Below are 18,593 nucleotides of genomic sequence, written 5' to 3'. Positions count from 1 at the left end.
TGCCGCATTCTGCCGCAACCAGCCATACCTCAGCTTGTCGATTCAGAGCGCCTCAAGGGTTCGCTGCGCCGGGCTTACGCCCGCCCTTGACCCGCTAACATCACCCACTCGGAATTCAAAAGAGGCTTTTTACTGATACCACCGTTCTACACAACAGGAGGGGTCGATATCAGTATCGGGCGCAATGTCTTCGTAAATCAGAATTGCACTTTCTATGACCTTGGCGGACTGGACATTGCCGACGATGTGATGGTTGGGCCGAACGTAAGCATCATCACATCCGGCCATCCCATCGAACCTTCCCAGCGACATCACGGCGTAATCGCAAAGCCCATCGTGATTGAGAGAAACGTCTGGATCGCAGCCGGCGCGACCATTGTCGGTGGTGTAACTGTAGGCGAGAACTCAGTTGTCGCCGCAGGGTCCGTCGTCACCAAAGATGTCCCGCCGAATACTCTTGTCGGTGGAAATCCGGCGAGGTTTATCCGTTCGATTGTTGAATAAGGGAACATCTGCAAGGGGACGGCTGATCGCCAGAAGCCTGGCTATGAAGGTCCGCTCCTGAGAAAGTCGAATGTCGCCTGTGGGTCGGATAGCGCCCGCCTGAAAGGGCGCGCACTCAATCTCCCTTCGCTTGAAAGGAGACTGTCATGGAATTCGAGAATGTCGTCGTTGCTCATCGTGCGCCATGGAACAAGGGCAAGCTCACCGGACAGAAGCAGCCGTTAAAGCTCCGGGAAATCTGAGCGATCAGGACCAGACTTCAGATGGCGTCGATCGTTCGTGAGCTCGCAATGTTCAATCTCGCAATTAATAGCAAGCTGCGAGCGTGTGATCTTACGCGGTTGCAGGTCCAAGATGTCCGTCACGGAAGCCATGTGGCGTCCAGAGCGACCGTCATGCAGCAGAAGACCTAGAGGCCGGTGCAATTTGAGATCACAAACCCGCGAAAGCCTCGAAGCCTGGATCGAAGCGCGAGGATTGAAGGCGGCGGATTTTCTGTTCCCGAGCCGGATGCATACGTCATCGCATCTGTCGACGCGGCAACATGCCCGGCTGGTTCACCGCTGGATCGCATCGATTGGCCTCGACGATACCGCGTACGGCACCCATACGATGCGCCGCACAAAGGCTTCGCTGATCTACCGGCGGACGAAAAACCTTCGGGCGGTGCAGTTGCTGCTCGGACATACGAAGCTGGAAAGCACGGTTCGCTATCTCGGGATTGAGGTCGACGATGCCCTTGAGATGGCGGAACAAACCGAGGTTTGTTGGCGCGGCGGCCGGCGAGCGGTCGCGTGCCGGCCAGGAAGCAGCCATTGGCCCGCACCGTCTTTGGGGGCGTTCAGATGGCCGCTTCCCTCGCCTAGCGGTCTTAGTGAGTCGTGCTTGTCGGCCTCAAAAGCTTTATCTGGGTCCGTTGTTCGCGAAACCGTGGAGTTCGCGGAGGGGCAAATTCTCTCCGCGGCGCGGAGAGAATCCGAGGTGCGCCCGTCTGGGTTCCGCCGATGCCGAGATTCCGGTAACGTGGCCCCTGTCAGCGCGACGCCCGCCGCCGATTCCTGAACTCCCGACAAGATGACCAAATTAGTGCCAGCATCGCTATTGACTGACATCCGCCGCATGATTGATACGGCGCGCACCCGCGCGGCGGCGGCCGTTAACGCGGAATTAACATTGCTCTACTGGCAGGTTGGTCGCCGCATTCGGGATGACGTGCTGCGAGGCGAGCGCGCCGGCTATGGACAGCAGATTCTCCCTACTCTCGCGCGGCTTTCTCGGACTCAACGATCACTATCTGGAGCGTGACCTCGAAGATGCGATCCTGCGCGAGATGGAACAGTTCCTACTAGAGCTCGGCGCGGGCTTCACATTCGTCGCTCGCCAGAAGCGCCTACCGATCGATGACGATGATTTCTATCTGGATCTATTGTTTTACAACCGCAAGCTCAAGCGTCTTGTCGCCATCGAACTGAAGCTCGGGTCCTTCAAGGCCGAGTATAAGAGTCAGATGGAGCTGTACTTGCGCTGGCTCGCAAAGCACGAGCAGGAGCCGGATGAAGCGCCGCCGATCGGCATCATCCTATGCGCGGGGAAAAAGCACGAACAGATCGAATTGCTTGAACTTGGCAAAAGCGGCATCCACGTCGCCGAGTATTTGACCGTGCTGCCGCCACGGGAGACGCTGCAGGCGAAGCTGCACCAATCGATCGCGGCAGCACGTGCTCGGCTAGACGATAAGGGGGAGTCGCCATAATGGGCGCCCCGTTATCGAATATCGACAACGGTCTCTGACCGGCCAAGAACCGACATTCGACGCGGTGATCAAAACCGTTGACAATTAGTGCAACGGCTCGCTACTGGTCGCATCAAGAGCCGGCCGAATGACTATAAACAGCTCCCATTAAGCATGCGCAACGTTTCCCCCGTCGTTTTCGTTCATGGCTTCATCGGTACGCTCGACGTTATCGGCTTCGAGTTGTCGCATACCGCCCCCGATCTGCTTGGCTACGGCGAGCACCAAGCCGTTCCGGTCGATGCCATATCTCTGCCCGGCCAAGTCGAGCATCTGCGAGCGTTCGTGGACGCCCAATTCGGCGGCAGACCAGTTGACCTGGTGGGCCATTCCGTTGGCGGTGCGATCGCTATGTTGTTCGCTCGGACCTACCCTGAGTACGTCCGCAGGATCGTCAATGTCGAGGGCAATTTCACGTTAGGCGATGCGTTTTGGTCCGCATCGGTAGGACGGATGAGCCAGACCGCGGCAGACGCCATGCTGGAAGAGTTTCGTGCTGACCCGTTAGCCTGGATCAGCAGCTCCGTTACCGCACCTGCTTCCAATATTGGCGGCATTGCCGCCCGATGGCTTGCGCATCAGCCGGCATCCACTCTGCGTGCGATGGGTCAATCCGTCGTCTCGACAACGGGAAACGATGATTATCTAAGATTGCTCGAAGAGGTCTTCGATCGGCATCCGGTGTACTTGCTTTCCGGTGAGCACTCCCGCGGAGGCTGGAACGTACCAGACTGGGCACTGAAAAAATGCGCTGGAGATTACACGATTGCCAACAGCGGCCATCTGATGATGCTCGACAACCACGTCGAATTCGCATCAGCCATCGAGCGGTTCTTGGCCTGATAAATGATCGTCAGTACGTGGCGCTAGCACTGGCCTATTTCGCTCGTTCGGCCGTTGGCGCAAACTTTATCGTCAATCGCATGACGTTTTCGATTGGCCTCGAGGGTCACTTTCGAGAAAGCCGAACGCCCGCTCAGGGTCGCTTTTTGCCCCTTGCATGAGGGGCCGTCCGTGCGGTGATCGCCGCGCTGGGTCGCCTGGCACTCGCCAGCCCAGTTCCGGACATTGGGTCGACCGCACTGTAATGCCGGCAATCTGGCAAACTTCGCGAAACACCGGTATAGGAGGGCGGTGATGTCCATCAGTGTACGAGGCACGGAAGGCTACGCGGAGAATGCCCAGTACCTCATCGAGCAATGGCAAGACATCTCGTTTCAGGAACACCATGAGTGCATCCTGCATCTCGTTCCCACGTTCCCGTCTTGTATTCTCGATGTTGGAGCCGGTATCGGAACCGATGCGGCCGCATTCGCAGCGCTGGGGCATTCTGTTGTCGCCGTCGAACCGGTGGACGCCCTGCGCGTCGCGGGAGTCAGGCAGCATTCGTCGCTCCGGATCGAATGGCTGGACGATAGCCTGCCGGATCTCGCAATCTTGCGTACGAGGCAAAAAGAATTTGACTTCGTGATGCTGTCGGCCGTCTGGATGCACCTTGACGAAGACGAGCGTCGTCGGGCGATACCGAACGTCAGCGCTCTCATGTGCGACGGCTCCGTGCTGGTCATGTTCTTACGGCACGGAGCGGTTCCGGAGGGACGACGGATGTTCGATGTTTCAGCGGAAGAGACCATCCAGCTCGCAAGTGCTCATGGCTTGCGAAGTGTGCTGAATGTCCAGACCGAATCCGTTCAACGTGGAAATCGGCGTGCGGGTGTGAAGTGGAGCCGATTGGCATTCGTCAAAGAACGCGCGCGGGGTTAGTAGCTTCGGTCGAACCTCGGGACAAGGAGGCTTAGCGAGCGCGCGTGGATTTGCCCTCTACTTCGGACGCTAGTCGGCCAAGAAGCGACGTTCGATCTCGCCACCAAGATCGTCAACGATCGCCTGATGTCAGGAGCTGACGTTACGATGCATCGCGGAGCGGGCGAACAGACCTCCATCCTGCGGCGACGCGGAAAAAAATAGGCGGATATTCCGAGCGCCTTCGATGCGTCGTTCACGCCACCTCCATGGCCCACTGCGTAAAGGCTTCGCCCGCCTTTCGCAAAACTGACTCGCGTTCCGCCATCGCAAGGCTTGGCGCATCATAGTAGGCCGCAACGATCAATGGATGTCGCCCGATTGGCCGCACAAGTGCGTAATCGTTTGTTTCCCCTCCAACACTGGTTCCCGGTCGGTCCGCACAGCTCCAGCTTTGAGGTAATACCGCGCGAATACGGCTGCGACCTGGCTTGCAATTGATCATTCCCCGTTCGAGTCGGGCGCGCGATTCCGCGGTGAGAGCATTGCCAAGCAGAAGCGTCTTCGCTAGGGTCACGATAGCCCGTGGTGATGTTGTATCAAGCAAGCCGCTATAGCTGTTTGTCTGCGGCTCATACCGGTCTGAGCGGGTTACGGTATCCCCCAATCGGCGAACGAATGCTGTAAGGGCTTCGGGCCCCCCCGCGCTCCTCATCAGTAGCACGGCAGCGGTGTTGTCGCTTTCTTCCAGTATGGCTCGGCAGAGGTCATCGATCGACATCGCACCGCGAGCAACGTTCGCCTGAGTCACAGGAGAGGTGAAAATCAAATCTTTTTGCGTATAGGCAATTTGACGGTCGAGCCGTTCTTCGCCCCGATCGACGCGCGCAAAAATCTGTGCTGCTAGGATTCCTTTGAAGGTGCTGCACATGAGGAACCGCTCATCAGCGCGATAGGCAAGCGTTCGTCCGGAACCTGTATCAACGGCGAAGAAGCCCAAGCGACCACCTGACTCTGCCTCAATGTTGGCGAGCCGCCGTCTTTTCACGCATGTTCCAGCCGGTTCACACGAGGGGTTTGCACCAACTGCGCCTAGCACCCGAGACGCGCTGGTACCTATCGCAGCACTCAGCGCTGCTTTGGCAAAGGTCCGTCGTTTCATTCCATCTCCTTCGGATGGCGCCACTATGGCGGCTTGGCTGCAGCCCGTCAAACGACGATATAAAAGGGGAGCCAAAAGAATTTCTTCTGGCTTCCCGTCGCCTAGCGAGGGGAGCGGCGCTGCGCAATGTGGGGCATCTAGGCGATGTCCAACTTCTTAGCGATGGTTGCCTTAGCGGCCAAATGTCCGCTGTCGAGAAAGCCCACTGTCTCTTGTGGGTCGCAGGCGGCCATTCAGTTTGGCGCGGGCACGTTGGCAGTTATGGGTTCACTACCGAAGTCCGTCACCGTAAACAGGACGTCCTTATTCGACAAACGCGAAGCGCCCACCCGCCCGCGCAATGAGAAAACTCCCGCCAAAAGAAGCGCCGCCCTGATCCCGCAGGCGACGCGCTCGCCTGCCGGTGCGAACCTCTCCGCCGTGATGGCGACGTTGAAAACGCGCAAAGATCCATGCCTCCGACCGCGAGCAAGAGCGATGTAAGGCCGATACAGCAATCGCTTCAACGTAAGCCAAGATTCAGGCCATGTCGCAGCGCAGCTGCCGGCGTCCCCGACCCGTTCATCGCGGCGCGGAGACAAAGTGGGATTTGTCCTGCAAGCAACAAGATCAGCGCGGTTGAAATGCGATGATCGCCATTCCGAGTAGCGAGAATGCCACGCCGGCCAAGTCCCAGGCCGTGGGACGCATTCCATCGACGAGCCAGAGCCAGATCAACGCGACCGAGATGTAGACTCCGCCATAGGCGGCATAGACGCGGCCCGCGGCGCTTGGATGCAGCGTCAGCAGCCACGCGAAAATCGCCAGCGACAGCGCGGCGGGTATGAGGAGCGCCACGCTTTTTCCCTGCTTGAGCCACAGGTATGGCAAATAGCAGCCGATGATTTCAGCGATCGCTGTCGCGACGTATAGCCCGAAGGTCCGCATTGTTCGATGACGAAGCGAAAAATGCGGGGATGCTACCGCACAACGGGCTTAGATGCGATGTGCGGCCCGGGCGATGAGCATTGAGCCCACGGCAACAAGTATCGCACCGGTCACCCGCGCTATGCGCGGACCGCCTGGCGCGACGCGCTCGGCGGTGACAGCAGCGGTGACGAGCAACATGGCCCGCAGGTCCATGACACCTATGACAACGAGCGTGGCGGTGAGTCCGGCGCAGCAATGCACACAGCGCCAGCCGAAGTGTATGCCGTGACGCAATGGTGCATCGGTGTTGCGACATATCGCCCCGCCGGAGCCCGGCGCCGTTCGGCAGCAGGCGAGCTGACGTGTTTTCCAGGTGGTGAATTGTGTCGCGCCCGCAATCAGGACGACGGCTCCGATAGCGAACGGAGCGCCGTGCGCGAGCGCCGGCAACCGCATCTCGGCCGAAGTCAGAGCGGCGCCCATGATAAAGATGCCGAGCCCACACGCGGCCCATACCAGGAAGTAGCCCGATGCGAACAGCGCCGAGTGCAAAGCGAGGCGCGTTTCGCTCGCCGCGCCGATGGCCTCGCGATACCGCATCAACATCGGCCCGAGCGATGGCAGCATCATCGCCACCATCATCACCGTCCACATCCCGACGAACGACGCGGCGGCGCCGAGCCACGTCTCACCACACGTCGGCATCCACGTCATCGACATCGACCAACCGCGCGGCATCGGCATCTCGCCCATGGACGACATCGACAGCGACCACATAACCGTCATCACCGCGCTCGCCGCAAACAGCAGTGCGGCCGCACCGAATAGCGCGGCATGCGAAGCACGTACGGAAGACATGTCGACCTCCTTCGTCAGTTATGAGTGCGGTGCCCTGTACAGTGTTGCCCATCGCCAACGATCAGGCGCGCTCATATTCGTCGTGACGGCTCCACCAGATGCCCGTTTCATTCCGACCGAGCGGCGCGCGATCGAGCCATTGATAGGCGCCCCAAAGCGCATCGAGCCCACGCGCGTAGGTCGTATAGGTGTGATAGACAATTCCATCTTCGACTACGAACGCACTCAAGCCAGGCCGATCGCGCGCATAGGTCGGTGCATCCGTTCCGCACGTCTTGGCGAACTGAGCAACGGGCTCGGGCGCAGGCGTCATATCCATCGCATGGCCGCCGCGTTCATAGTTGTATTCGATGGTGCCTTCGCGCTGCTGTTGCTCCGTGAACGAAACATTGAAGTCGAAGTTGAAATCGCTGTCGCTCGACGATGCCCACGGAAACGTCCATCCCATGCGCTTTTTATAGGCCTGCAATTTTTCCAGAGGAGCGCGTGACACGGCCGTGAGCATGACATCATGCTGAGCCAAATGAACAGCGAAGCCGTTGAACCCATCCGCAATCATCGAGCAGGAAGGGCACCCGGCCTTGTAGTCGGGCCCGAACATGAAGTGGTAGACGAGAAGTTGGGAACGGCCTTGAAAGAGATCGGTCAGCGAAGCTGGGCCGGCATCGGTATCGAAACGGTAATCCTTTTCGATCTTTACCCACGGCAGCGACTGCCGTTGTTGCGCCAGTTCGTCGCTGCGCCGCGTCAACTCCTTCTCGGCTTTGAGCAATTCGAGCCGTGCCGCGAGCCACTCGTCACGCGTGGCTGTGATATGTCCGGTCATGATCTTCTCCTATCTGGTCCTGCAGTTGAACTGCATGGTGGTGAGTCGGTCAGCGCCGCTGCGCGATGCGACGGGCTGCTCGATATCTGTGTGATAGATTAGGACCACGAACCGAACCGGTGGGAGTGACAAGTGTGGCGGGATTCCGATGGACGCACTGATTACGGCCGCGGCCCGGGCACTGGCTTGCGGTGATCCGCTCGGCGCATTGAATCGCGTTGCGTTGCGCGACGATGCGCACGCACTGGCGCTTCGCGGCATCGCGATGGCACAGCTCGGCGACTTCGTTCGCGCAAAGACATTGATGCGCAAGGCGGCCCGCGCGTTTGGGCCGAACGAAGCCGTGGCGCGTGCGCGATGCGAAATCGCCGAAGCGGAAATTGCCTTGGCCGCGCGGGAATTGAGCTGGTCCGCGAAAACGCTCACCGCCGCACGCGCCACGCTCGAGGCCCACGGCGATCATGTCAACGCGGCCCATGCGGGGTATCTGGAGGCGCGGCGATTACTGCTCATCGGTAAGCTCGACGATGCTCAGCGCGCGCTTGCCGAACTCGTTCACCTATCGTTACCGCCTGCCCTAACAGCGGCTCACGAACTCGTTGCGGCTGGCATCGCGATGCGGCGTCTTCAGGCAGCGACGGCTCGCGCGGCGCTGGCGCGCGCCGACCAGGCGGCGCGGCAAGCGCGCATTCCTGCATTGATAGCGGAGATCGAAACCGCAACGCGCATCGTGAACGAGCCGGCCGGTCGTTTGATCGCGCGCGGCGAAGCGCGGCTCGTCTCGCTCGACGAGATCGAAGCGCTGCTCGCACCTGATGCGGCAACGCTCGTCGTGGATGCCTGCCGCCGTCTCGTGCGCATCGGCCCTCGAACGATATCGCTCGCGACGCGCCCCGTATTGTTCGTTCTTGTCCGCCTGCTCGCGCAAGCGTGGCCTGAAGATGTGCCGAGGAGTACGCTCATCGCGCAGGCATTTCGCGTCAAAGCAGCGGACGAATCGTATCGTGTGCGATTGCGCGTGGAGATCGGCCGCTTGCGCACGATGCTCGGTTCGATGGCCGACATTCGTGCGACGCGGCGTGGGTTCGTCTTGGTGCCGTCCGGTGCGGCCGAGGTAGCGCTGCTCGATCATCCATCCGATGAGAAGCATGCCGCGTTGCTGGCACTGCTTGCCGATGGGGAATCCTGGTCGAGTTCCGCGCTCGCGCTGGCGCTTGGCGAGAGCCAGCGCAATGTGCAGCGCACGCTCGAATCGCTCGCAGATCTCGGCAAGGTGCGCTCGTTGGGCCGCGGGCCGGCGCGCCGCTGGAGCGCGCCGGTAGTGGGATCCGCGACACCGTTGTTACTCCCCGCTCCGTTTCTGAACCATTAGGATGGCGGTTTCTTGACGATTAGGATGAGGATGGCGCCATGAACCGATTCACTGCAGAAATCATCCGCGAGTACGGGCCTTTCGAAGGCGTCGACCAGGTAGCCGGCGTTACCTATGACGGCGGGCAGGTCTGGTTCGCATCGGGCGACAAAGTCAATGCGTTGGACCCCGCAAGCGGTGCCGTACTGCGCTCGATTGAAGTGCCCGCACGCGCGGGAACGGCGTTCGACGGGCGGTACCTGTATCAGATCGCCGGAAACGTCATTCAGAAGCTCGATCTCGAGCAAGGCCGCGTGATCGCGACGATACCGGCGCCCGGCGATGGCGTATCGGGGCTCGCTTGGGCCGAGGGATCGCTCTGGGTGGGGCGATACCGCGAGAAGAAGATCGACGAACTCGATCCCGAGACAGGCGCAGTACGCCGAACCATCGAATCGAATCGATTCGTAACGGGCGTGACCTGGGTGGAGGGCGAACTCTGGCACGCTACCTGGGAGGACGACGAGAGCGAGATCCGGCAGATCGACCCGCGCACGGGCGAAGTGCTGTGCAGCCTCGAGATGCCGGCCGGTACGGGCGTATCGGGGCTCGAATCCGATGGCCGCGAGCAGTTTTTTTGCGGTGGCGGCAATAGCGGAAAAGTGCGGGCTGTCCGGCGGCCCGGACGCGCAGCGCCGTCCGAACCCGCGGCGAGCACCTCGATGGCGGCCAGCGATCCGGCGAACCCTCGATGAACGATACGAGCGGCGTATTGCCGGCGGCGCAGCCGGATCTGTCCGACCTCTTTGCGGGGCGCGGTTCGCTCGCCGCGCGAATAGAGTTGGGTCGGGCCGCGCGAAAGAAGGTGCCGCGCGCGCGGCTCGCCATCTGCAAACTGGAAAAGCGCGACCCGATTGCGCTGCTCGAGGCGTCGAACGTGGGCCGCGTCCCGGAACTGATACCGATCCGCTACGGGCGTATGGTCGCGAATCCATTCGCGTTTTATCGCGGGGCGGCGGCGCTGATGGCATTCGATCTTGCCGCCTTGCCGCGTACCGACATAATCGTGCAGCTGTGCGGCGACGCCCATCTGGCCAACTTCGGGCTCTTCGCGAGCCCGGAGCGGCGGATCCTTTTCGGGCCCAATGACTTCGACGAAACGCTGCCGGGGCCCTTCGACTGGGATGTGCGCAGGCTGGCCGCGTCGTTCGCGATCGCCGCGCGCGAGCGCGGATTCGCGGCGAGCGATCAGCGCAAGCTCGTACGGCGGCTCAGCGAGACGTTCCGGCAGCGTATGGCCGAATTCAGCAAGATGGATGTGCTCGATCTCTGGTACTACCAGTTCAGCGCGGCGTCCATGCTCGACATTGCCGATTCCGCCGGGGAAAGAAAAAAGGAGGCGGCGGTCGTCGACAAGGCGAGGCTGCAATCCTCACGCGCCGTCCTCAATCATGCGGCCGTGCAGGTCGACGGCAAATACCGGATCAAGGAAAATCCTCCGCTCGTCTATCACGTGCCACTCTCGACCCAGCGCGAGCGTCGTCAGTACGACGACATGATCAGGCGTTTTTTCGCTGATTTTCGGTTGACGCTTTCCGACGAACGACGCGCGCTGTTCGATCGATATCAACTGATCGATGTGGCGATCCGCGTCGTCGGAGTGGGTTCAGTTGGAACGCGTTGCTACGAGGCGCTTTTCATGGCCGACGGGGAATGCCCGCTCTTTCTGCAGTTGAAGGAGGCTCGGACTTCCGTCCTGGAGAACTATCTCCCGCGCAGCCAATACGCGAATCACGGCCAGCGCGTAGTCAACGGTCAGCGGCTGCTGCAGTCGGCGAGCGATATCTTTCTCGGCTGGTCCAAGATGCATCACACGGGCAGCGATTTCTACGTCAGGCAGTTGCGCGATATGAAGGGCGCATTCGATTTCGCGAGCTTCGACGTCGAGGATCTTGCCGCGTATGCGGTTTCGTGCGGTACGGCGTTGGCACATGCAATGGCGAAAGCCGGCGATCCCGCGCGAATGTGCGGCTATCTCGGCAAGTCGGACGCTTTCGATGCGGCCATCGAAACGTTCGCACTGGCCTATGCCGAGCGCAACGAGGCCGACTGGTCGACGCTGAAAGCGGCTGTCAAGGCGGGGCGGGTTGCGGCGATTCGCGAGTAAGCCGGGGCGCAGCCCGCATAGGTTCGGCTGAGTAGAGTCAGGCGGGTGCGGATTCGCCGCTCCCGTTTCACTCCTCGCTGGCCGGCTCGGCTGCCTTGCGCGAACGCTTGGCCCGCGGCGTCGATTGACGTGGCGCTTTCGCGGTTTTTGCGGCCTTAGGCGCTTTTGCGGATCTCGTTGCTTTTTCGGGTGCAATGTCAGCCGCCGCTTCCTCCTGCGAGCGTGGCAGTTCCACGGTTTCGTTGCTGGGTACACTGGCCACCGCTGTCTCCGCTTCCCTCGCCGCGGCCTTTTTACGCCCCCGTCGCGGTGCGCGAGAGGGCTGCTCCGTCTGCGCGGCAGCCGTTGCCTCCGCGTGCATCGGCGCTTCCATTGCAGCGGGCTCCGCAGTGGCGGCGCGGCCTACCTCCGGCTGCGGCGCCGCGGCGGGCGAGCTTCGATAGACGAACGCGCCGGATTTATCGTCGCGACCCACTTCGAGCAAACCGCGCGATTGCGCTTCTTCGAGCAGATTGCCGAAGGCGCGAAAGCCGTAGTACGACTCGCTGAAATCGGGCTTGCGCCGTTTGATTGCGCTTTTGAGTACCGATGCCCAGATCTTTCCACTGTCTCCTCTTTCGGAGACGAGGGCGTCGAACGTTTCGACGGCCAACGCGATGGCCTGGGCCTTGCGCGTATCCATCGTCTCGTCTTTGGTCTGCTTGTCATCGTCGGCCGAACGCTTCGCGGCCGGGAGTGCGGCGCGCGCCTCTTGCTTTGCGATGGTACGTTGCTGCTCGCGCACGAGATCGTCGTAGAAGATGAATTCGTCGCAGTTCGCGACGAGCAGGTCCGACGTCGAATTTTTTACCCCGACGCCGATCACCTTCTTGTCGTTCTCGCGCAGCTTCGAGACCAGCGGGGAGAAATCGGAGTCGCCGCTGATGATGACGAACGTATCCACGTGCGACTTCGTGTAGCAAAGGTCGAGGGCGTCGACCACCAGCCTGATATCCGCCGAATTCTTGCCCGATTGGCGCACGTGCGGAATTTCGATCAATTCGAAACTGGCTTCATGCATGGCTGCCTTGAAGCCTTTGTAGCGGTCCCAATCGCAGTAGGCCTTCTTGACGACGATGCTTCCCTTCAATAGCAAGCGTTCGAGAACGGGCTTGATGTCGAACTTTTCGTACTTCGTATCGCGAACGCCAAGCGCAACGTTTTCGAAGTCGCAAAAAAGCGCCATGCTGACGCTGTCATGGGGTGAGGCCATTGGTTATTCTCCCGCCGGTGCCCGGCGTCGGTGCCATGAATGGTGGGCTAGCTAGTGGCAATCGTGCGAGTCATGATCGTGGGCTTCGTGCGAATCGGCGCACGCCCGCTCTTCCACCTGAATCGTCGCGTGCGCGATATCGAACCGTACAGCGAGCCGCCGCTGCACGGCGACGACGACATCATGCGCGGGCACGCCGGCCGTGGGGTGAACATGCAGCGTCACGAGATGTCGTTCGCCGGTGATCGACCAGGCGTGAATATGATGCGCATTGTCCACCTCCGGAACGTTTTCTTCGAGATCGGCTTTGATCTCCGCGAGACTGAGGCTATCCGGCGCGCCTTCGAGCAGGATATGCGCCGAGGATTTGACGATCTCCCACGCGCTCTTGAGGATGATCACCGCGACGAAGATCGACAAGATCGGATCGATCGGCGACCACCCGGTGAGCAAGATCACGATCGCCGCGACAATGGCTGCTGCCGAGCCGAGCATATCGCCGAGCACGTGCAGCCAGGCGCCGCGCATATTGAGGTTTTCGCGGTTGCCGCCATGCAGGACGAGGAACGCCACTGCATTGGCGGCGAGCCCGGCTGTCGCCACGATCAGCATGGTCTTGCCGGCCACGGGTACGGGCGCTGCGAATCGCCGGATGGCCTCGATCACGATCCAGGCCGCGATCACGAAAAGCGCGCAGCCGTTGACGAAAGCCGCGAGAATTTCGAGGCGCTTGTAGCCATACGAGAGTTCCGCTGTGGCCGGCCGCCTGCCGTAGTGGATCGCGACCCAACTGAAGCCGAGCGCAGCCGCGTCGCTGACCATATGACCGGCGTCAGCCAAAAGGGCCAGGGAGCCCGAGAGCAGACCGCCGACGACCTCCACGACCATGAACACCGCAATCGTGACGAAGGCCCAGGCAATGCGGCGCTGGTCCTCGGCGCCATACGCATGGTGATGGCCGGCGTGGCTGTGGCCGGCATGCCCGTGCCCCGTATGCGCGTGATCGTGCTTGCCGTCGTGGCCGTGATCGTGTTCGTCGTGCGCCATCGAAGCGGTGCTCATTGGAAATTGCAATGCGCCATTATAGCGATGCCCGTCCCACCGCCATGCCAGCCGGGTTGTTGGGCGTTTTTTGATTTTTTGTCTTTTTTCGTACGAGTAAGGTGACGGCGACGAGCGGTTTTCCCACCGCCTCAATGACCACGGAGAAAGTCATGACGTCCGTCAGCGTGGTAATTCCCACACGCAATCGTCCGGAAAAGCTGCAGCGCTGCCTCCAGGCCCTGGCCGTGGCGCGCGAGCAATTGCCTTTCGATGTCTTCGTCTGCGATTCGACGCCGGACCGCGAACTGCAAAAGAAAGTCGTCGATGTGTGCGCCGGTCACGATTTCGTCAAACTGCGCTTTCACGACGGCAAGAACGTTGCCGCCGCACGCAATTTTTGCGCGCGCTCGGCCGATACCGATCTGATCGTCAATGTCGATGACGATATTTGCGTCGAGCCGCAAGCCATTCGCCGTCTGTTCGAAACCTATGAGGCGCAGTCCGGCCACCGCGTCGTCGCGGGTAGCGTTTGCTGGGGCGAGGATTGGAGCGAGCCCGTGGTGATGCGCGCGATCGGGTATGGTCGAGCGGCAAGACCGGGGGAGTCGCCCGATTTTCTGATCGGCGCCTTTTTCATCTATGCCCGTAAACTGGCGCTTGCAAAACCGTGGAACGAGGGTATTCGGACGTCGGACGATCGCTTCATGGGTGCGCTCTGGCGCAGCAGCGGCGTGAAGCTTCTGTTCGAGCCGTCGGCGCGCGCCGTGCACGATCACGAGCACGTCAGCTATGGCGTCGAACACCAGAGTTCGCACATCTACGTCAATCTTTTCGACGCGATGATCGCCAATCCCCGGCCGCTGCGCGCCCTGTCGTACGAATTTCTCGGCTTCGTCTGGGGCGCCAAGAAAGCGGTATTTTCCGGCCTGCACCTGTTCCGCTTCTTGTCCGCCTGGGGCAAGGGGCATAGTGCCCTGCTGCGCGATTACCGGTATTTGAGCCGGCTCGTTGCCGACCGCCTGCCGCCGCCCTAGGCCGCCCGCCGCGGGTACGCGGCTAGGGTTTCGCCCTCAGCGCCGGCACGGTGGTGGCGCCTTCGGCCACATGCATGCCGCCGTCGGCCTGCGATTTCGCGTTGATGTCATGTGTGATGATTGCATCGCGCAAGATCGCACACATCGTGACGAACAGTGCGAGCGCAATGGCCCCCAGGGCGCAATACCCGATAATTTTGATTTTCATGAACGCCTCTCAACGTTGACGGCTGGTCAACCGTTGCGCAGATATATATCAACTGCCGGCGTTTTGCAATCGAAAGAGATTTGAAAGGAACGTCGAGGGCAATCGATCGAGAGCGATTGTCAGCGTAGCTGTGTGGCTGCCACGAGCAGCACCATGCCGCCGGTTGCGCCGTCGAGCAGCCGCCATGCTGACGCTTTCCGAAAAAGCGGCGCGAGAAACCGCGCGCCATATCCAATCGACACGAACCAGATGAGGCTTGCCGTCATCGCGCCGAGCGCGAACGCCACTCGCGCGTTTTCGGGCTCGCGCGCACCGGCCGTTCCGACGAGCAACATCGCGTCGAGATAGACGTGCGGGTTCAGCCAGGTGAGGGCCAGGGTCGTCAGCACGGCCGCCCATGCGCTTTGCCCCTTCGGGCCGGCGCCGTCGCCCTTGACGTCCATGACCGCATGCCCGGGACGCAACGCCCGGGACAGCGCGCCGATACCGAACCACGCCAGATACGCGAGCCCCGCGTACAGGACGAATTCGACGAAACGCGGATACCGCGCGGCGAGCGTGGATGCGCCGCCGACGCCGGCGGCAATCAAAACGAAGTCGGACAGGCTGCACAGCGCGACGATCTTGCCGACGTGCGAGCGCATGATGCCTTGCCTCAACACGAACGCATTTTGCGCGCCTATGGTGACGATCAGCGACGCCGACAGCACGGCGCCATGCGAGAAAGCGGTCGGATTCATGGGATATGGAGGTGGACGTTTGGGGCGAACGAGCGTAGTCTGCGACTCGGCGATATGCTAAGGAAAGCTAATTTTCGTTAAGCTCATTAAGCGTTTCTAATGCTCGACTATGCTTTGCTCGACGCGCTTGCGGCCGTGGTCCGTCACGGTTCGTTCGAGCGCGCCGCAAATGAATTGAACGTCACGCCCTCCGCGGTCTCGCAGCGCGTGAAGCTGCTCGAGGAGCGCATCGGCAGCATTCTCGTCAAGCGCGGACAGCCGTGCGTGGCTACGCCCTCGGGGGCGCTGCTCTGCCGGCATACCGAGCGCGTGCGTCTGCTGGAGGCGGAGTTGAGTGGGCGTATGCCGCTCATGCCGGGCGGTGGTGCGCTCGCTCAGGCATGGCCGACTTTGCGCGTGGCGGTCAACGACGACAGCGTCGGCACATGGTTCGTCGATGCCGTGGCGGCCTTTTGCGTCGAGCGCGAGACGTTGCTCGATCTGGTCATCGACGACCAGGACCACACCGCGCAACGCATCCGCGACGGCAGCGTGCAGGGTGCGGTCACGACGCAGGCGAGTCCCGTGCAAGGATGTCGGTCGACCCGGCTCGGCACGATGCGCTATTTGGCCGTCTGCACGCCGCAGTTTTTTGCTCGCTACTTCGCGAGCGGGGTCGATCGCGATGCGCTGCGGCGCGCGCCATGCGTCGTGTTCAACGCGAAGGACGCATTACAGGCGCGGTTCGTGCGCCGGGTCACGCGTGCGGTCGTCGATCCGCCCGTGCACTGGGTGCCCCACGTCGGCGGCTTTTTGCGGGCGTGTGCGATGGGGCTGGGCTGGGGCATGTGTCCGCTGCAGACGATCGCGGAGCCGCTCGCGGCGGGGCAGTTGATCGAGCTGTTGCCGGGCCGGCACCTCGACGTCGATCTGTACTGGCAGAGCTGGCGCTTGTCGATTGGATTGCTCGACGAGTTCGGCGCCGAACTGAAAAAGCGCGCGGCAGCGATGCTTGATTGATTGAGCGGGAATCGACCGCCTGTCGATTAATGGCCCAGAGGCTGGGCTCGGCGGCGCCCAGTCTATTGTTTGGCCCGCTGTCCGACGCGTTCGATGAGCGCCATGCTTGCCGCCGGATTCAGGGTCTTGAAGCCGCTGATCACGTAAAGGTAGACATCACGTGGGGTCCCTTTGCCGCCGGGCGATGCCTCGTCGCCATCGACGGTTTCGAGTCCCTGCGGCATACCGCCCGCGGCCCAGCAGCGCACGCGTTTGGCCCATTCGTCGAGCGCCCGATCCATGTACCCGAATGGATGTGCCTCTTCGGTTCCCATGATGCGGGCATAGACGAACGGTGCGGTGAGAGCGGCGATTTGAGGGTATTTGCTGTCGCCTGCCACCACAATAGTTACACCGTGTTTGCGTGCCAACGCGATGAACGCCGGCTCCCGGAAGCTCTCGTGACGTACTTCCAGCGCATGCCGGATAGTGCGCCCGTCGACGCGATGGGGCAGCAGTCGCAAAAACGCTTCGAAGTCCTCGGAATCGAATTTCTTCGTGGGGGCGAACTGCCAGTTGATCGGCCCCAGCTTGGCACCGAGTTCAGTGACACCGCTGGAAAAGAAGCGCTCGATCGATTCGCCCGCCTCGGCCAGCACGCGGCGGTGCGTGGCGAAGCGTGGTGCTTTGAGGGCGAAGACGAAATCGTCGGGCGTTTCGTCGCGCCACTTCGCGAAGCTTTCGGGCTTTTGGGCGCCGTAGAAGGTGCCGTTGATCTCGATGGAGGTCAGCTTGCGGCTCGCGTATTCGAGTTCGCGCTTTTGCACGAGTCCTTCCGGATAGAAGGTCCCGCGCCACGGTTCGTAGGTCCAGCCGCCGATACCTATGCGAATATCGGACGTCGAGTGTCGGGCTGCTTTCACTATCGGCTCCGGTCGGGGTTGCATACCGCGCCGCGGCAGGCGGCGCCAGAGCCCATTTTAGGCAAGGTCGGCCGAGTCGGCCGTCAACTGCGCCGTGGTGGCGCGCGAGCAGGCCGTTCACCGCATTCGCCCCGGTGGCCCTGTGCGCTTCTCCCCCTTTCATAGAGCGACTTTTCAAAAAAGGTCGGCGAGCCTGGTAAGGAGTTGTTCAATCACGTCATTGACCTGGCGCTGCCGCAACGCCCGCGTTTCGCGCTGGTCGGGTTCGTCGCCTTCGCCTAGCTCGAACTTGGCGACCGAGACGGGGCCATCCTTGCGATAGCCCTCGGTCTTGCCGTCGTTGGCGAAGCGGCTGCGCAGGATCGCCAGCGAGGCCTCGATGACGGCGCCATGCTGGCCGGCGGATTCTTTGCGGAAGCGTTCGGCCACGGCGTCCATGCCTTCGGGCGCGTGCTCGATGCAATAGACAAGATCGTGCGCGTTTTTACGCTCGAAGCGCTGGTCGAACGCAAAGGACTTTAGGCACGTAAAGCTGACAAGATCGGCATGCTTGATCTTCTCCGTGGCGATGCCGTTGCCGCCTAGCAGTTCCGCTTGGATTTCGGTTACTTGATGCAGGTCGAAGACGATCGACGAGTGCGGGATGTTCAGGGCCGAGATCGTGCCCTCGGTCGGTAGGGGCTCTACCTTGCCGCCGGCGACATCCGGCGCGTCCGCCAGTAGTTCCAGGACCATCAGCGCGCCGTGTTCGGTGCGGGTCTGCCAACGCCACGAGAGTTTCTTCCCTGCTTCGTTTTCGGCGCGTTCGAAGCCCATTTTCTTGAGGTTGTCCTCCAGCGTGTGATACGCCTCGGTATCGGCCAGGATTTGCAGGTCGATCACGATGTCCACATCCAGCGTGCCCGCGTGCGCTGGCACCACAGGAGGCCGGGCGGCGACGAGATATCTCGGAGTGAGACCACCGATCAAGTAGACTGTGTGGCGCGACAATCTGGATGAGAGACGCGCGACAAACAAGATGAGAATGTCGCGGCGAGGTTGATGATGCCGATGTTGATTGACGCTGACAAGCGTTTGTTGATTGACGCGCGGCGCATGTTGC

At 61.4% G+C, this 18,593-nt stretch carries 17 protein-coding genes and 3 pseudogenes; 10 read left to right on the top strand and 10 right to left on the bottom strand.

Going from position 1 to position 18,593, the window contains the following annotated elements:
• Positions 1 to 123: 123 nt before the first annotated feature.
• From GWC77_RS24550 to GWC77_RS24530, 5 genes and pseudogenes are all read left to right on the top strand, one after another.
• Positions 124 to 504: pseudogene (locus tag GWC77_RS24550) on the top strand (DapH/DapD/GlmU-related protein); the annotation flags it as partial.
• Positions 505 to 749: 245 nt separating this feature from the next.
• Positions 750 to 1,269, top strand: a pseudogene (locus GWC77_RS24545) (tyrosine-type recombinase/integrase); the annotation flags it as partial.
• Positions 1,270 to 1,578: 309 nt separating this feature from the next.
• Positions 1,579 to 2,257: pseudogene (locus tag GWC77_RS24540) on the top strand (PDDEXK nuclease domain-containing protein).
• Between the two features lie 153 nt (positions 2,258 to 2,410).
• A complete protein-coding gene (locus GWC77_RS24535) occupies positions 2,411 to 3,139 on the top strand; it encodes an alpha/beta fold hydrolase (RefSeq protein ID WP_173261209.1) in 729 nt (242 codons plus the stop codon).
• Positions 3,140 to 3,364: 225 nt separating this feature from the next.
• Entirely contained in the window at positions 3,365 to 4,060 is a 696-nt protein-coding gene (locus GWC77_RS24530) for a class I SAM-dependent methyltransferase (RefSeq protein WP_367949096.1), read from the top strand.
• Positions 4,061 to 4,295: 235 nt separating this feature from the next.
• Here GWC77_RS24530 and bla read toward each other — a convergent pair whose 3' ends face one another.
• The 4 genes from bla to GWC77_RS24510 form a co-directional block, all read right to left on the bottom strand.
• Positions 4,296 to 5,087 (bottom strand): class A beta-lactamase, encoded by a 792-nt coding sequence (gene bla, locus GWC77_RS24525; RefSeq protein ID WP_367949098.1) that lies wholly within the window; start codon positions 5,085 to 5,087, stop codon positions 4,296 to 4,298.
• A gap of 723 nt (positions 5,088 to 5,810) precedes the next feature.
• Positions 5,811 to 6,128 carry a YnfA family protein gene (locus GWC77_RS24520; protein WP_173261207.1) on the bottom strand — a complete coding sequence of 106 codons (318 nt, stop codon included), beginning with the start codon at positions 6,126 to 6,128 and terminating at the stop codon, positions 5,811 to 5,813.
• Between the two features lie 48 nt (positions 6,129 to 6,176).
• Positions 6,177 to 6,968, bottom strand: a complete 792-nt coding sequence (locus GWC77_RS24515; protein WP_173261206.1) for a DUF2182 domain-containing protein — start codon at positions 6,966 to 6,968, stop codon at positions 6,177 to 6,179.
• Between the two features lie 61 nt (positions 6,969 to 7,029).
• A complete protein-coding gene (locus GWC77_RS24510; protein ID WP_173261205.1) occupies positions 7,030 to 7,794 on the bottom strand; it encodes a DUF899 domain-containing protein in 765 nt (254 codons plus the stop codon).
• Between the two features lie 148 nt (positions 7,795 to 7,942).
• On the opposite strand from GWC77_RS24510, the gene GWC77_RS24505 reads away from it, so the two are divergent.
• Genes GWC77_RS24505 through GWC77_RS24495 form a run of 3 tightly spaced genes read left to right on the top strand, consistent with a single transcriptional unit; the run spans position 7,943 to position 11,312 of the window.
• Positions 7,943 to 9,166: a helix-turn-helix domain-containing protein gene (locus GWC77_RS24505; protein WP_173261203.1), complete on the top strand. Its 1,224-nt coding sequence runs from the start codon at positions 7,943 to 7,945 to the stop codon at positions 9,164 to 9,166.
• A 38-nt stretch (positions 9,167 to 9,204) separates the two neighbouring features.
• A complete protein-coding gene (locus GWC77_RS24500; RefSeq protein ID WP_173261202.1) occupies positions 9,205 to 9,900 on the top strand; it encodes a glutamine cyclotransferase in 696 nt (231 codons plus the stop codon).
• Complete coding sequence (locus GWC77_RS24495; RefSeq protein ID WP_173261201.1) at positions 9,897 to 11,312, top strand: DUF2252 domain-containing protein; 1,416 nt, start codon at positions 9,897 to 9,899, stop codon at positions 11,310 to 11,312. Before GWC77_RS24500 ends, GWC77_RS24495 begins: the two co-directional genes overlap by 4 nt.
• 67 nt (positions 11,313 to 11,379) lie before the next feature.
• Here GWC77_RS24495 and GWC77_RS24490 read toward each other — a convergent pair whose 3' ends face one another.
• Together GWC77_RS24490 and GWC77_RS24485 are read right to left on the bottom strand one after the other, a co-directional pair.
• Positions 11,380 to 12,564 carry an NYN domain-containing protein gene (locus tag GWC77_RS24490; RefSeq protein ID WP_173261199.1) on the bottom strand — a complete coding sequence of 395 codons (1,185 nt, stop codon included), beginning with the start codon at positions 12,562 to 12,564 and terminating at the stop codon, positions 11,380 to 11,382.
• A 51-nt stretch (positions 12,565 to 12,615) separates the two neighbouring features.
• Entirely contained in the window at positions 12,616 to 13,626 is a 1,011-nt protein-coding gene (locus GWC77_RS24485; RefSeq protein ID WP_302181384.1) for a cation diffusion facilitator family transporter, read from the bottom strand.
• 152 nt (positions 13,627 to 13,778) lie between these two features.
• On the opposite strand from GWC77_RS24485, the gene GWC77_RS24480 reads away from it, so the two are divergent.
• Positions 13,779 to 14,642: a glycosyltransferase family 2 protein gene (locus GWC77_RS24480; protein ID WP_173261198.1), complete on the top strand. Its 864-nt coding sequence runs from the start codon at positions 13,779 to 13,781 to the stop codon at positions 14,640 to 14,642.
• Between the two features lie 22 nt (positions 14,643 to 14,664).
• Here GWC77_RS24480 and GWC77_RS24475 read toward each other — a convergent pair whose 3' ends face one another.
• Positions 14,665 to 14,850: a hypothetical protein gene (locus tag GWC77_RS24475; RefSeq protein WP_173261196.1), complete on the bottom strand. Its 186-nt coding sequence runs from the start codon at positions 14,848 to 14,850 to the stop codon at positions 14,665 to 14,667.
• Positions 14,851 to 14,969: 119 nt separating this feature from the next.
• Positions 14,970 to 15,590 (bottom strand): LysE/ArgO family amino acid transporter, encoded by a 621-nt coding sequence (locus GWC77_RS24470; RefSeq protein ID WP_173261195.1) that lies wholly within the window; start codon positions 15,588 to 15,590, stop codon positions 14,970 to 14,972.
• Between the two features lie 99 nt (positions 15,591 to 15,689).
• On the opposite strand from GWC77_RS24470, the gene GWC77_RS24465 reads away from it, so the two are divergent.
• The gene (locus GWC77_RS24465; RefSeq protein WP_173261193.1) at positions 15,690 to 16,589 is read left to right on the top strand and encodes a LysR family transcriptional regulator ArgP; all 900 of its coding nucleotides are present in this window, start codon (positions 15,690 to 15,692) and stop codon (positions 16,587 to 16,589) included.
• A gap of 62 nt (positions 16,590 to 16,651) precedes the next feature.
• Here GWC77_RS24465 and GWC77_RS24460 read toward each other — a convergent pair whose 3' ends face one another.
• Together GWC77_RS24460 and GWC77_RS24455 are read right to left on the bottom strand one after the other, a co-directional pair.
• Positions 16,652 to 17,515 carry a DUF72 domain-containing protein gene (locus GWC77_RS24460; protein ID WP_173261191.1) on the bottom strand — a complete coding sequence of 288 codons (864 nt, stop codon included), beginning with the start codon at positions 17,513 to 17,515 and terminating at the stop codon, positions 16,652 to 16,654.
• 150 nt (positions 17,516 to 17,665) lie between these two features.
• Positions 17,666 to 18,517 (bottom strand): antitoxin, encoded by an 852-nt coding sequence (locus GWC77_RS24455; protein ID WP_367949097.1) that lies wholly within the window; start codon positions 18,515 to 18,517, stop codon positions 17,666 to 17,668.
• Between the last annotated feature and the right edge of the window lie 76 nt (positions 18,518 to 18,593).

It is taken from the genome of Paraburkholderia sp. NMBU_R16 (assembly GCF_013282575.1).
Lineage (GTDB): Bacteria > Pseudomonadota > Gammaproteobacteria > Burkholderiales > Burkholderiaceae > Trinickia.
The sequence above is the reverse complement of the archived record's forward strand: the minus strand, read 5'-3'. Positions and strand labels throughout refer to the sequence as shown.

Coding starts and splice junctions, on each gene's coding strand:
- GWC77_RS24520 (WP_173261207.1), bottom strand. CDS start 6,128: ATGCGGACCTTCGGGCTATACGTCGCGACAGCGATCGCTGAAATCATC.
- GWC77_RS24495 (WP_173261201.1), top strand. CDS start 9,897: ATGAACGATACGAGCGGCGTATTGCCGGCGGCGCAGCCGGATCTGTCC.
- GWC77_RS24505 (WP_173261203.1), top strand. CDS start 7,943: ATGGACGCACTGATTACGGCCGCGGCCCGGGCACTGGCTTGCGGTGAT.
- GWC77_RS24535 (WP_173261209.1), top strand. CDS start 2,411: ATGCGCAACGTTTCCCCCGTCGTTTTCGTTCATGGCTTCATCGGTACG.
- GWC77_RS24510 (WP_173261205.1), bottom strand. CDS start 7,794: ATGACCGGACATATCACAGCCACGCGTGACGAGTGGCTCGCGGCACGG.
- GWC77_RS24500 (WP_173261202.1), top strand. CDS start 9,205: ATGAACCGATTCACTGCAGAAATCATCCGCGAGTACGGGCCTTTCGAA.
- GWC77_RS24460 (WP_173261191.1), bottom strand. CDS start 17,515: ATGCAACCCCGACCGGAGCCGATAGTGAAAGCAGCCCGACACTCGACG.
- GWC77_RS24515 (WP_173261206.1), bottom strand. CDS start 6,968: ATGTCTTCCGTACGTGCTTCGCATGCCGCGCTATTCGGTGCGGCCGCA.
- GWC77_RS24465 (WP_173261193.1), top strand. CDS start 15,690: ATGCTCGACTATGCTTTGCTCGACGCGCTTGCGGCCGTGGTCCGTCAC.
- GWC77_RS24490 (WP_173261199.1), bottom strand. CDS start 12,564: ATGGCCTCACCCCATGACAGCGTCAGCATGGCGCTTTTTTGCGACTTC.
- GWC77_RS24485 (WP_302181384.1), bottom strand. CDS start 13,626: ATGAGCACCGCTTCGATGGCGCACGACGAACACGATCACGGCCACGAC.
- GWC77_RS24480 (WP_173261198.1), top strand. CDS start 13,779: ATGACGTCCGTCAGCGTGGTAATTCCCACACGCAATCGTCCGGAAAAG.
- GWC77_RS24470 (WP_173261195.1), bottom strand. CDS start 15,590: ATGAATCCGACCGCTTTCTCGCATGGCGCCGTGCTGTCGGCGTCGCTG.
- GWC77_RS24475 (WP_173261196.1), bottom strand. CDS start 14,850: ATGAAAATCAAAATTATCGGGTATTGCGCCCTGGGGGCCATTGCGCTC.